The organism is Kitasatospora sp. NPDC029312 (assembly GCF_055569215.1).
In genome coordinates this window covers 95,547-107,988 of sequence record NZ_JBVHXY010000012.1, presented here as the reverse complement: position 1 = coordinate 107,988, position 12,442 = coordinate 95,547, and the positions used below count along the sequence as shown (strand labels likewise).

Below are 12,442 nucleotides of genomic sequence, written 5' to 3'. Positions count from 1 at the left end.
CTTCGGGTCGAAGCCGGAGCGGGCGGCCAGGGCGCGAGATCATCCTGGCGGCTCCCGGCTCACCCCGCCGTCACACACGAGGGCACATCTCAGTGCGGCTCAGTCACCCGAGATACCGTGGCCCGAACCATGATCACGCGCTGCGCCGGGGAGTGCCTTGGCGCGCGCGTCGGCCGCGGCGATGTCGTAGAACCGTTGCAGCAGGTCCGGGCCCTCGTCCGGCTCCGCGTCGGAGAGGGTCATCCCGAAGTGCTCCCGCAGCAGCCGGCGGCCCTCGGCCACGCGCTCGGCGATCTGCTCCGCGGTAGGCAGCTGCTCCACGAGCAGAGCCACCTGGGCGCCGATCGTGGTGCCGCGGGCCGCCGCGAGAGCGGCCAGCCGGTCACGCGTATCGGGGGAAACCTTGATCGTCACATCGGCCATACCGCGACCGTATAGCCGGTGACCAGGGCGTGGGGGAGTAGTCGGCATCGATCACCAGGGGTCCAGCCGTAGGTGCGGCACGTCCGGGCCCCGGCGTGGGGACTTCGAGGCCGCGCCAGCGCCACGGAATCGTCACGGAAAGTCACCATGGTGTGAGCTGGATCGCTTCGAACCGGGTGCCGGCCCGGGGTGGCCCGTGACGGTTCTCACGTGTTCCGCCCGCCTCCTACCCTTCCTCGTAGGTCGCTCGCCGATCCGGTCGGCCGCGCTCACCTGGCAGGGCGGCGCCGCTGCCGCGCTTCTGCGACTGGGGCCGGACTCCCATTGTTTTCGCAGATCAAACGGGTGCAAATCGCAGAAAAAGTCCGGTTTATCCAGGTTTGATCTGCCGGTCGGCGGGTCCCGGCCCCGCCTCCGACGGGGTACGTGCGCCGACTTGGCTACGACGGCGCGTCGTAGCAGGCACCTCTTGGAACCGGCCGCCGCCCCCGCTAACAATGGCTCAGTCGCCAGTTGCGGCGGCGGTTCGATCCGCTGCCGCGACTCCCGCTCGGCGGTCACCATTCGTGACCGCCCCGGTGCCGACTCCCGCCCGCCGGCCTTCCAGGGCCCGCTCAGCCGCGGGGCAACGCACCCCCACGATTGAGGTCGAACTCCCCCATGCCCGTGCTCTCCACCCGCATGCGCAAGTCCGCCGCCCTGTTCACCGCCGCCGTCGGCATCGCCGGGATCGGCGCCGCCATCGTCCCGACCGCCGCCTCGGCCGCCACGCCGCAGTCGCTGGCCGCGAGCATCGTCCCCGCCGACCAGCTCGCCTCCTTCGACCAGATCATCTCCCACGAGAGCGGCTGGAACGTCACCGCGACCAACCCGTCCTCGGGCGCCTACGGTCTGGGCCAGGCGCTGCCGGGCAACAAGATGGCCTCGGCCGGCGCCGACTGGAAGACCAACCCGACCACCCAGATCAAGTGGGCCTACGACTACATGAACGGCCGCTACGGCAGCCCGAACCAGGCCTGGGCTTACTGGCAGGTCCACCACAACTACTGACCGGGCCGGACCGGCCGTACCCGCTGATCGGCCACTCCCGCCGATCCGCCGGCCGACCCACCCACCCCACGATCCACGACGGACGCCACAGGCCGAGTCCAGGGCCGAGCGGGGTCCCAAGCCGAGGGGCCCGGTGCGCACACCACGCGCACCGGGCCCCTCGGCCTCGTCCGCGGCAGCACGCCGACCCGGCGGCCGCTCCGGAAAAGACGCTCCCCGCCCTCCCGCCCCGCCTCCCCGACGCCCGACGGCGGACCGGGGACGACGGCCGCTGGCATGGGCGGCAAGGTCGCAGTGCGCCTGGTGAGGCGATCGAGGCGATCGAGGGTACGGAAATCGGGTGTCGGCGCGGCGATGAGTTTTCCGGCGCCGGCAGGTCTACATCTCGACAGGGTTTCGACCGGGACCGACACCTCTCATCGGGAGTACAGACATGGGCCTCATCCACATCGAGCTGTTCGCGACCCTCGACCTCGTCGGGCAGGCACCCGGCGGACCCGACGAGGACCCGGTGGGGTTCCCGTTCGGCGGCTGGCAGGCGCCCCTCATGAACGAGGCCACCGGAGCGCAGATCGGTGCCGCGTACGAGGGCACGGACGCCCTCCTGCTCGGCCGGCGCACGTACGACATCTTCGCCTCCTACTGGCCGCACCAGAAGGACGGCGAGATCGCCGAGCTCTTCAACCGCGTCCCCAAGTACGTGGCCTCCCGCGGCACGCCCGACCTCCCGTGGGCCGGCTCCACCCAGCTCGGCCCGGACCTGGCCGGCGCGGTGCGCGAGATCCGGGAGCGGCACGAGAACGTGAAGGTCGTCGGGAGCCTGGACCTGGTGCAGACCCTCCTGCGGGAGAAGCTCTTCGACCGCCTCGACCTCTGGGTGCACCCGATCATGCTCGGCGTCGGGAAAAAGGTGTTCGACGGCGGCGCGGTGCCCACCAACCTCACGCTCCTCGAACCGCCCGTGGCCGGTTCGCAGGGCACCGTGTTCCTGCGTTACGGGCTCGCCGACGGCACGCCCCGCACGGGCGACATGAGCGCGCCCGACCGCGGCCTCGGGCACGCCGACTGACGCCGCTCCGTCATGGCGCCGGCCCGCCGGCCCGCCGGCCCGCCGGGACACCGAGACGCTGGGACACCGAGACGCTGGGACACCGAGACGCCGGCGCCATGACGGAGCGCCCGCCCTGGCGGCCCGGGCGCCGGCATCCCGCTGGTCATCGGCGAAGCGCCACGCCCCCTGGCGCGGCGCGCAGCGGGATCCCGGCACCGCCCGCGGCGACTCATCCGCCCCACGACGGAATCCCGGTGATCCGATGACGACCGTCAACGCCCAGGGGATCGCCCTGGGCATCGAGTCGTTCGGCGACGACGACGCGCCGCTGGTCCTGCTCGCGGGAGGGCCGACGATGCTCTCCTGGCCCGACGCACTGTGCGAGCGCCTCGCCGCCGGTGGACGCCGAGTGGTGCGCTACGACCTGCGCGACAGCGGGGAGTCGACGACGGCGGATCCGCAGGCGCCCGCCTACACCCTGCGCGACCTCGCCGCCGACGCGGCGGCCCTCGCCGACGCGCTCGGCGGCACACCCGCGCACCTCGCGGGGATCGGCGTCGGCGGGATGGTCGCCCAAGTGGCCGTGCTCGACCACCCGGGCGCGTTCTCGGCGCTCACCGTGGCCGGCACCCGCCCGGTCGCCCCCGGCCCGCCCGACGACGACCTCCCCGGCCATGACCAGGCGACGATGAGCAGGCTGTTCGCGCGGCCGATGCCCGACTGGGCCGACCGCGAGGCGGTCGCGGAGTTCGCCGCCACCGGCGCGCGGATCCGCGGCGACGACCCCGTCACCGCCCGCGCGATCGCCGCGCGCATCTGGGACCGCACAGCCGGCACCGCACCCCCGGTCCAGCTGGCCAACCAGCTGGGCCTGGTGTTCTCGAGGCTCGACTGCCGACCCCGCTGGCGCGAGCGCCTGCCCGAGATCCACCTCCCCACGCTGGTCGTCCACGGCCGCCGCGACCGCTTCTTCCCCGTCGGCAACGGCGAAGCGATCGCGCGCGAGATCCCCGGGGCACGGCTGCTCGTCCTCGAGGAGGCCGCCACCGCGATCCCCGACACGGCGGTCGCCGAGGTCACCGAGGCGATGCTCACCCTCGGACAGCGGCAGCGACCGCCGCACGGGCCGCCCGAAGGGGAGAACGCCGGTGGGCACGGTCGGCACGAGTGAAGTCGGCCGGCCCGGACGCGCCGGTCAGCTCAGGGTGCGGACCGCGGCGGCGTCGTAGGGCCGCAGGTCGGCGAAGCGGCCGGCGAGGACCTTGGCGGCCCACTGCGGGTCCTGCAGGAGGGCGCGGCCGACGGCGACCAGGTCGAACTCGTCGCGCTCCAGCCGCTCGAGCAGGTTGTCGATGCCCTGGACGGGGGCGCCCTCGCCCGCGAAGGCGCGGACGAAGTCGCCGTCGAGGCCGACCGAACCGACGGTGATGGCGGGCCGGCCGGTGAGCTTCCTGGTCCAGCCGGCCAGGTTGAGGTCGGAGCCGTCGAACTCGGGCACCCAGTAGCGGCGGGTCGAGGCGTGGAAGGCGTCGACGCCGGCTTCGGCGAGCGGGGCGAGGATCGCCTCCAGTTCCTGGGGGGTCTCGGCGAGGCGGGCGTCGTAGTTCTCCGACTTCCACTGCGAGTAGCGGAAGATCACCGGGAATCCGGGGGAGACGGCCTCGCGCACCGCGGCGACGAGTTCGGCCGTGAACCTGGTCCGGGCGACCGGGTCGCCGCCGTAGGCGTCGGTGCGGCGGTTGGTGCCCGCCCACAGGAACTGGTCGAGCAGGTAGCCGTGGGCGCCGTGCAGCTCGACGCCGTCGAAGCCGATCCGTTCGGCGGCCGCGGCGGCCTCGGCGAAGGCGCCGATGACGGCGTCGATGTCGGCCCGGGTCATGGCCCGTCCCGTTCCCTCGGTGCCGTCCAGCCGGATGCCGGACGGCCCGACGGCGGGGGCGTCGGCGAACGGCGGGTCGCCCTGCTTGCGCGCCATGCCGATGTGCCAGAGCTGCGGCACGATGGTGCCGCCCGCCGCGTGGACGTCCTCGGCGACGCGGGCCCACCCGGCCAGCTGGTCCTCGCCGTGGAAGCGGGGGACGTCGTCGCTCTGCCCGGCGGACTCGTGGCCGACGTACGTTCCCTCGGTGACGATCAGGCCGACACCCGCGGCGGCGCGGCGGGCGTAGTAGGAGCGCACGTCCTCGCCGGGCACCCCGCCGGGGGAGAACATGCGCGTCATCGGCGCCATCACGATGCGGTTGGGCACGGTCAGCCCGTTGATCGTGACGGGCCGGGACAGGATCTCGGCCGCGCGGGAGGCGGACGGCTCGACGGCTGCGGCGGGCTCGGTGACGGTCATGGGAATCCTCACGGTGACGGTGGAACGCCGGGCGGGAACAGTTGCCCGTGCCAACCACCTCGGCGGCCCCGCGCATTTCGCCGACCGGCCCCACCCCGCTGTGATCCGCGCCACTGCGCATCACCGACCTCGCCGACCCCCGCGCCCCCGCGTCACCGACCTCCGCCCCGGCGGTCGTCCCAGCGCGGCGCTCGGACGTCGCCGGCCGACCGGAGCGGGGGCCCGGCCGGCGGCGCGCCGGTGGTCGCGGCCTCGTACAGGGCCCGGGCGGCGGAGCCGAAGGACGCGCTGTAGGAGATCTGGGGGGTGTTGCCGCCGGTGTGGTAGCCGCCGATGACCCCGACGACCGCCCAGCCGCCCGGCCACGGCACCAGCATGGGCCCGCCGGAGGTCCCGCCCACGAAGCCGTCGCACGCGATGCGCTCGAAGGTGCCCGGATCCGCGGGGTCGTCACTGACCCACCGGGTGGTCCGGCTCAGGCACTCCAGCGGCTTCCGCGCGCCGCCCGGATACCCGACCATCCGCACCGGAGCGTGGACGTAACCCGAGCCGGTGAGCAACTCCACCGCGCCGGCCGCGTCCTGGACCCGCCTGCCTTCCCCGTTGGACCCCGTCACCGCGAAGGCGAAGTCGTACGCGGCCCCGGCGTGCACACCCCGGTCGTAGTACTCCTGCGAAACGTAGACGCCGTCCTCCCCGACCGGGAAGATGCCGAACGGCATGAGCCCGTCGTGGTACTGCGGAACGAACCCCAAGTGCCGCCGAGGGGCGGAGCCGGCGTACCCCATCAGGCAGTGAGCCGCGCTCAGCACCAGGTCACGGCCGGGGCTGCGCACCACGGAGCCGCTGCAGGTTCGGCCCGTGCCGTCGGCGTCGGTCCAGAAGAACGTGCCGGCCTGCGGGATGCCGTCGAAGCTCCTGCTCGCGGGGATGAACTCGCCGGGCCGTGGACCGTCCACCGTCGTCGCCGCCGCGGCGCGTTCGCTGTCGCCGGGCAGCGCGGCCGCCATCCGCTCCGGGGTCCAGTACGCGCCGAGCTGCTCCGCGTCCGCTTCGCCCGGGCCGGGCGTTGCGGCGCCGGCGGCCGGGGCGAGTCCGGCGCCGAGCAGCAGGGCGGATGCGACGGCCGCGACACGCTTGACGACTCGTGGCCCCTTCGGTGGCGAGGTGACCTCACCGGCGTGGAAGTTCGGCATGCTCGCAGTATCGGAGGTCGGGGCCGTGGCCGCCCAGGTGCCACGGTGCGTGCACCGCACCGTGTATCACCTCGGGGGCCTTGCCGCAGGGCCGGGCGCTACCGTCTGGCGGACGGAGCAGGAGCTGTCCGGTCGCTCCTCGAGGAACCGGGCCCGGCTGCGCGGGGCGCTGGAGGCGTCTTGGCCGGGCCGCCCTTACGCCGCCTGGCGTCGGTCCAACTCTGGAGCACCGCACGGCGGTCCGCGCTGTCCTGGGGGAAGAGCGCGGTCGCCAGTCCGAGCAGGGTCGTGCAGACGATGGCGAGAGCGGCACACCACCAGGGAGCCGAGGTGAGGAGCGGAACGGCTCCGGCGGCCTGAACCAGTGCCGGCGGTGGGGGGTTCCGGCGCCACCGGCGCCGCGATTTCGGCTGAGTCATAGTCAACACGAAAGCCGACCAGCGTAGTTGCGGACAGGGGCAAGAGTTGTCGAAGCTTGAGCAACCCGAATTCCTGGGAGTGACCGTGGGACAGAACGATCCTGGCAGCAGTGTGTCCAAGGCGGACCTCGACCTGGCGGAGGCGCTCAAGCACTGGTCCGGACGGCTCAGGGAGACCGGGCTGCTGCAGAGGGACCAGGCCGAGCGGCTCGGCTGGTCGGAGGAGAAGTACAGCAAGTTCCTCAACGGCAGGCTGCGGATCACCGCTCCCCTACAGATGCTGCCCGGGTTCCTCGCGATGGTCGCCGACCGGCTGGACGAGCAGCAGCAGGCCGACGCGCGGGCGGACTTGGAGAAGCTGGCGCAGGCCGCTCATGCCGCACGGCCCCTGGCGTGGGTGGCGGAGGAGCTGGCACGGCTGAGGAGCGAGATCGCCCAGGTGCGGGACGACCGTGCTGCCGCCGAGGTCCAGCGGCGGCTGGCCGCGGCGGTCGAGGCCCTGGCGCGGACCGAGGCCACGCTCGCGGGGCACGGGGAGCAGCTCGCGGAGGATCAGTGGGAGTTGGGGGCGCTGCGCTGGGAGGTGGCCGAGCTACGGGAGCGGGCGGCGAGTGCCGTCTCCGTCCGGTACCGGGCCGGCCGGGACGTCAATGCGCCGGTCACCTACTACAACGGACCCGGCAGCGGCCCCGGGCGCCGGATCACGCCCGCCCGCGCAGCCGGAGGCACTGCCCTCGCGCTGGCGCTCGCGGTGGCCGTGGTGGTGGGCCAACACTGGTACAGCGGCCGGACCGCGGTGGGGGACGCGGCGGTCCAGCGCCAGGCGGAGAAGTCCGTCGACCAGCGGACCGTCCCGTTCCAGGTGCTGGTGGACGGCCCGGACCTCCGTCGCCACAGTGTGTGGACCTTCGTGCTGGACCAGCCGCTGACCCGGGCGGAGCAGGCGGGGCTTGCGCGGTTCAAGCCGGAGGACCTCGCCCGGGTGCGGGCTTACCTGGAGCCGCTGGGCGCCCGGCTGCTGCCCGAGGGCGACCCGCCCCAGATCCCGGCCGACACCCGGGACCCGGCCCTGAAGGCGATCGAGAAGCGGGAGCAGCAGGGCATGGTGGGGGGTGACACCTACCGGCTGCACTTCACCAGCGACCGCTCCTCCTCCGTGACCGTCGAGAACATCGGCATCACCGACGTCTCCTGCAGACCCAGTCCGGCCGTCAGCTCCGTGCGTGCCCCGTCGGCGGGCCAGAGCGGCGTGCCGAACGTCTTCCTGTCAGTGGCCGTACCGCCCGGCACCCCCGCCGTGGAGCTGGACGACCACGGGGGCGCCGTCAACACGGACTACTTCGCCCACCACAAGCTCGACCTCGGTCAGGCCACGACGCCCGGGGACATCGCCGTCCAGGTCGGTGGCGTCGCCGGGCAGGTCTGCTCCTGGGCCTTTCAAGTCGACTACCTGACCCCCGAGGGCAAGTTCACCGCGAAGGTGGACGACCGTGGCAAGCCGTTCACGGTGGAGGCACGGCCGGCCCACCTGACGCAGCGGATCCTGTACGACCTGGGTGGGACGAGCCACCCCGCTCACTGGGCGGACTGCGCCGCTGAGCCCACCTTGTGCGGCCCGGGCTGACGACCCGAAAACGAGCCCGAGCGGGCGGCTCGGCGGACACGGCCGGTCGACCGACCGGCGGGGAATCCCGATCTGCCTCCCACCGCCACTTACCTGTCTGTTGAAGGACGCCCGGTCACAGCCCCCATCGCCGCCATCGCCGCCCTCGCCGCCCACGACGGCCTGCCGGCGTCCCCGAGCGTGTTCCGCCGCCGGCGCCTTCGAACGGAAGGTTTGGAAACCGTCGATGCGAGTAAGCGGACGGCAGGAAATCGGCACTTCATGAAAGGGCGGCACCCGTGGGCATCATCGCGTGGATTCTCATAGGCCTGCTGGCGGGAGCGATCGCCAAGGCCATCATGCCGGGGCGGGACCCGGGCGGCGTCATCGTCACCATGCTGATCGGCATCGTCGGAGGTCTGCTGGGCGGCTGGCTCGGCAAGGTCATCTTCGGCGTGCATTCGATCAACGGCTTCTTCCACCTCTCGACCTGGATCGCCGCGGTCGTCGGCTCGCTGATCATCCTGACCCTCTACCGGGTCGCGGTGGGCCGCCGATCCTGACCGGAGCCTGTCCCGATCACCACGCCCGGGGCCCGCATTCCTCACCGGATGCGGGCCCGGTCGCGGACCGGAGACGGCGGAAAGCGTCCGGACGACGCGAAGGCCGTCGGCAGCCCCTGCGCGGTGACGCTCCGAACGCCCTGCGCGTCCGGCTCAGGGGACCAGCACGACCCTGCCGAACACCCGGCCCTCGTCCATCGCCTGGTGCGCCAGCGCGGCCCGCTCCAGCGGCAGCACCTCGTGCACGACCGTGCGCAGCCCACCGCGGGCGGCATCGGCGAACTGGGAGGAGCGCACGGCCTGCCGGTCGGGGACGGGCACGGTGTCGGCGCTGAAGGTCGCGAACGACAGCGAGCTGCGGAAGGCGCCCATCAGCCGCATGCCGAAGTCGGCCGGCGGCAGCCCGCCGACCACACCGACGGCCACGAACCGTCCGTTGGCGTTCAACTTGTCCAGGAAGCGCGGAAGTTGCGCACCGCCCACGACATCGATCACCACGTCGAAGCCCGACGGCGCGTCGGCGGCGCCCTCACCGGAGCGGTCGAGGACGTGGGTGGCGCCCAGGCCGCGCAGACGGGCGCCGCGCTCCGGCGATGAGGTGGTGACTGCCACCGCGCCCGCGCCCCGCGCGGCTGCGAGCTGGAGCGCCGTGATCCCGATGCTGCCTGCCGCGCCGCGTACGAGCACCGTCTCACCGGGCGAGAAACGGGCGCGGTCCAGGGCGAAGTGGGCGACCACACCGGAGCTGCCGAGGGTCACCGCCTCGACGCCGCTCAGGCCGTCGGGCAGCGAGAGGACCTCATCGACCGCGGCGACGGCCTGCTCGGCGTACCCACCGGCCACACCGGTGAACGCCCATACGCGCCGCCCCATCCACGAAGCGTCCACGCCCTCTCCCACCGCGGTGACACGTCCCGCGACCTCACTGCCGAGGAGATGCCCCTCCCGGAAGCCGTAGCCGGCGAGCGTCCCCCGGCGGATCACGGCGTCCACCCCGCCCACCCCGATCGCCTCCGTGGCGATGCGCACCTGCCCCGGTGCGGGGACGGGCACGGGCACGTCGACGACCTCCAGACCGCCGGGATTCCCGAACTCCCTGATCACAACAGCTTTCATCCCGGCTCCTCGGGGTCGCTGAACACACGGACGCCAGTCACCGCGGCCGCGCCTGCGGGCGACGAGCCGGCCCCACTCTCCCCGACATCACCGGCAGGGAGCCGGGACGGGGGCGGGGCTGCCGCCGCCACCCGACCGTAACGGTCAAACCAGTCCGTCTGGCTAAAGTGAGAAGCCGTGACCCAGCATTTGCCTCACGCTTCGCGCTCCGACGCCCGCGGCAACAGGGCCCGCATCCTGGACGCCGCCCGCACGGTGTTCGGCGAAGAGGGCCTGGCCGCGCCCATGCGGGAGATCGCCCGGCACGCGGGCGTCGGCCCCGCCACGCTCTACCGCCACTTCCCCACCAAGCGGGACCTGATCGCCCAGACCTACGCCGAACAGCGCCGGGCCTGCCACACCCTCGTCCGCGACGCCCTCGCGGCCCCCGACCCGTGGCGCGGATTCCAGAGCCTGGTCGAGCAGATCTGCGAACTCCACGCCCACAGCCGGGGATTCGCCGACGCCTACATGACGGCCTTCCCCGGGGCCGAGGACTTCGCCGCGGACCGACAGCGGGCTCTGCACGCGGTCACCGACCTCGCCCGCCGCGCCCAGGCCACCGGCCGACTGCGCTCCGGATTCGTCGTCGACGACCTGATGCTGATGCTCATGGCCCACCAGGGCATCCACGACGCCCCGCGCGCCACCCGGCTCACGGCCTCCCGCCGCTTCGCCGCCTACGTCATCGAAGCCTTCCGCGCCGGCCCCGGGCCCCAACCACCCGAACCACTGCCACCGGCCCCACGCCTGCGCCCCGCCCACCCGTCCGACACACCCTGACCGCCGCCTCACCTAACGGGCGGCAACCGCCGTGCGCACCACCAGGGGCCCCAGCGCCGTTCTCATGCCCGCCCCGAACCCCGTCCTCACCGGCCTGCCCGCCACCAGGACGCCCGCCAGCTGCGCCGGCGGTCCGTTCGCCTACGCCGGGGCGGTGGCGCTCGACGGACGCCCGGACCTCCCGCCCCCACAGAACGCAACGGCCCGACCCCGACCACGACACCGCCCTCCAGCAGCCGTGATCACCCGATAAAGGTGGTACGGGCAATGTCGGGTGGTCGGGTTGGGAACCGCCGCACGATGGGGGCATGGATGACACCACCTTGGTTTCCCGTTTCCTGCGCGACGGCTTCGTGAAGTTGGAGGGCGCCGTCGCGCCGCGTGTGGCCGCGGACTGCGCGCGGCTGCTGTGGCGGGAGACGGACTGCGACCCGGACGACCCGTCGACGTGGACCCAGCCCGTGCACTGGGTGGGCGGTATGGCGCAGGGACCGTTCGCCGCCGCCCCCAACTCCCCGTCCCTGCACCGCGCGTACGACCTGCTCGTGGGCCCGGGACGCTGGGAGCCGCGCTACTCGCTGGGCACGTTCCCGCTGCGCTTCCCGCACGAGGAGGAGCCGGCCGACGCGGGCTGGCACATCGAGGGCAGCTACCTGCCGGAGGGCGAGAGCTGGTACTTCACGAACCTGCGCTCCCGGGGCCGGGCGCTGCTGATGCTGTTCCTGTTCAGCGAGGTCGGCGAGGACGACGCCCCCACGCGGATCAGGGTCGGCTCACACCTCGACGTGCCGAAGGTGCTGGAGACGTACGGCGAGGACGGGGCGAGCGGGCTGACCCTCGCGCCCGACCTGGTGGCGGCCTCCGACCACCGGCCACTCGCCCTCGCCACCGGATCCCCGGGCGACGTCTTCCTGTGCCACCCGTTCCTGGTGCACGCCGCGCAACCGCACCACGGGGCGCGGCCGCGCTTCATGGCCCAGCCGCCGCTGATGCCGGCCGCGCCGTACGAACTGGAGCGGGCCGAGGGAGCGTACTCACCCGTGGAGATCGCGATCCGCCGGGGCCTGGGACAGGACACCCCCCACGCCGGCGTCGGCCTCGGCCTGAACTGGTGGTAACGGCAGACCCAGCCGCCGGGGGAGCCGGCCATGGGGGGCGACCAGCGTGCCGACCACCTCGCGAAGTGCTGATGAACAGGAATCGCGGCTATCACTTGGCGTCAGCAGGCTGCGCTCCCGCCGGCCGGGTGTTCACACTGCTGCTGGGCCTCCGGCGGTCGGAGGCCGGGAGGGGGATCAGCATGACCATCGGAAAGCGACTCGCGGCCGGCGCGGCGGCGCTCGGCCTCGCCGGTGCCGGCCTCGTGACAGGGGCTGGGTCGGCGAGCGCGAACACGACCTGTGTGTACTACAGCACCACCCACGGGGCGACCGTGAGCATGTGCCTGAACACGTTCTCCGACCGGTCCGGCGGCTACCTGCACTGGACGGTCGACACGTCCCGCGCGAGCACGGACGAGCGGCTGTACTTCACGCTCCAAAGCGGCGGCGGCTGTTCCAACAGCGGCGACTGGAACGACTACCAGGCGCACAGCGGCGACGTGTGGTTGTTCTGCGACACGCCTCTGCGTGGCGTCTCCTACTCCACCGAGAGCGGGAAGAACAGCAGCGGCGGCACCCACTACACCGGCTGGATCTACTGACGGCGGGACGTCACCAGCCGCAGCTGCTGGACCCGGGCGCCCGGCCCCGTGGAACATCCCCTCGTCGGCCTCGGGACACGGTCCCGGTCTGCTCCTAACAGCGCAGCCCCGGTGGTGGCGCGCCGGCACCGCCGGGAAGCGTGGAGGCGGCGCCCC

Annotated in this window: 12 protein-coding genes; 8 read left to right on the top strand and 4 right to left on the bottom strand. The window is 73.2% G+C overall.

Annotated elements, in window-relative coordinates:
- Positions 1-99: 99 nt before the first annotated feature.
- Positions 100-423, bottom strand: a complete 324-nt coding sequence (locus ACZ4WV_RS13035; RefSeq protein ID WP_465745826.1) for a hypothetical protein — start codon at positions 421-423, stop codon at positions 100-102.
- A 660-nt stretch (positions 424-1,083) separates the two neighbouring features.
- Between ACZ4WV_RS13035 and ACZ4WV_RS13030 the strand changes: the two genes are divergently transcribed.
- The 3 genes from ACZ4WV_RS13030 (at position 1,084) to ACZ4WV_RS13020 (ending at position 3,695) form a co-directional block, all read left to right on the top strand.
- The gene (locus ACZ4WV_RS13030) at positions 1,084-1,473 is read left to right on the top strand and encodes an aggregation-promoting factor C-terminal-like domain-containing protein (RefSeq protein ID WP_465745824.1); all 390 of its coding nucleotides are present in this window, start codon (positions 1,084-1,086) and stop codon (positions 1,471-1,473) included.
- A 433-nt stretch (positions 1,474-1,906) separates the two neighbouring features.
- Positions 1,907-2,542 (top strand): dihydrofolate reductase family protein, encoded by a 636-nt coding sequence (locus ACZ4WV_RS13025; RefSeq protein WP_465745822.1) that lies wholly within the window; start codon positions 1,907-1,909, stop codon positions 2,540-2,542.
- Between the two features lie 244 nt (positions 2,543-2,786).
- The gene (locus ACZ4WV_RS13020; RefSeq protein ID WP_465745820.1) at positions 2,787-3,695 is read left to right on the top strand and encodes an alpha/beta fold hydrolase; all 909 of its coding nucleotides are present in this window, start codon (positions 2,787-2,789) and stop codon (positions 3,693-3,695) included.
- A 24-nt stretch (positions 3,696-3,719) separates the two neighbouring features.
- Here the strand turns inward: ACZ4WV_RS13020 and ACZ4WV_RS13015 are convergent, their stop codons facing one another.
- Positions 3,720-4,865 (bottom strand): NADH:flavin oxidoreductase, encoded by a 1,146-nt coding sequence (locus ACZ4WV_RS13015; RefSeq protein WP_465745818.1) that lies wholly within the window; start codon positions 4,863-4,865, stop codon positions 3,720-3,722.
- A 152-nt stretch (positions 4,866-5,017) separates the two neighbouring features.
- On the bottom strand, positions 5,018-6,061 hold the full coding sequence (locus tag ACZ4WV_RS13010) for a trypsin-like serine peptidase (protein WP_465745816.1): 1,044 nt from the start codon (positions 6,059-6,061) through the stop codon (positions 5,018-5,020).
- 504 nt (positions 6,062-6,565) lie between these two features.
- On the opposite strand from ACZ4WV_RS13010, the gene ACZ4WV_RS13005 reads away from it, so the two are divergent.
- Both ACZ4WV_RS13005 and ACZ4WV_RS13000 read left to right on the top strand, forming a co-directional pair.
- Positions 6,566-8,104, top strand: coding sequence for a hypothetical protein (locus tag ACZ4WV_RS13005; RefSeq protein ID WP_465745814.1), 1,539 nt, complete (start codon positions 6,566-6,568; stop codon positions 8,102-8,104).
- A gap of 278 nt (positions 8,105-8,382) precedes the next feature.
- Positions 8,383-8,646: a GlsB/YeaQ/YmgE family stress response membrane protein gene (locus ACZ4WV_RS13000; RefSeq protein ID WP_465745812.1), complete on the top strand. Its 264-nt coding sequence runs from the start codon at positions 8,383-8,385 to the stop codon at positions 8,644-8,646.
- Positions 8,647-8,799: 153 nt separating this feature from the next.
- Here ACZ4WV_RS13000 and ACZ4WV_RS12995 read toward each other — a convergent pair whose 3' ends face one another.
- Positions 8,800-9,762 (bottom strand): zinc-binding dehydrogenase, encoded by a 963-nt coding sequence (locus tag ACZ4WV_RS12995; protein WP_465745810.1) that lies wholly within the window; start codon positions 9,760-9,762, stop codon positions 8,800-8,802.
- 177 nt (positions 9,763-9,939) lie between these two features.
- On the opposite strand from ACZ4WV_RS12995, the gene ACZ4WV_RS12990 reads away from it, so the two are divergent.
- The 3 genes from ACZ4WV_RS12990 (at position 9,940) to ACZ4WV_RS12980 (ending at position 12,286) form a co-directional block, all read left to right on the top strand.
- On the top strand, positions 9,940-10,584 hold the full coding sequence (locus tag ACZ4WV_RS12990) for a TetR/AcrR family transcriptional regulator (protein ID WP_465745808.1): 645 nt from the start codon (positions 9,940-9,942) through the stop codon (positions 10,582-10,584).
- Positions 10,585-10,892: 308 nt separating this feature from the next.
- Positions 10,893-11,702 carry a phytanoyl-CoA dioxygenase family protein gene (locus tag ACZ4WV_RS12985; protein ID WP_465745806.1) on the top strand — a complete coding sequence of 270 codons (810 nt, stop codon included), beginning with the start codon at positions 10,893-10,895 and terminating at the stop codon, positions 11,700-11,702.
- Between the two features lie 182 nt (positions 11,703-11,884).
- Complete coding sequence (locus ACZ4WV_RS12980; RefSeq protein WP_465745805.1) at positions 11,885-12,286, top strand: hypothetical protein; 402 nt, start codon at positions 11,885-11,887, stop codon at positions 12,284-12,286.
- Positions 12,287-12,442: the final 156 nt, after the last annotated feature.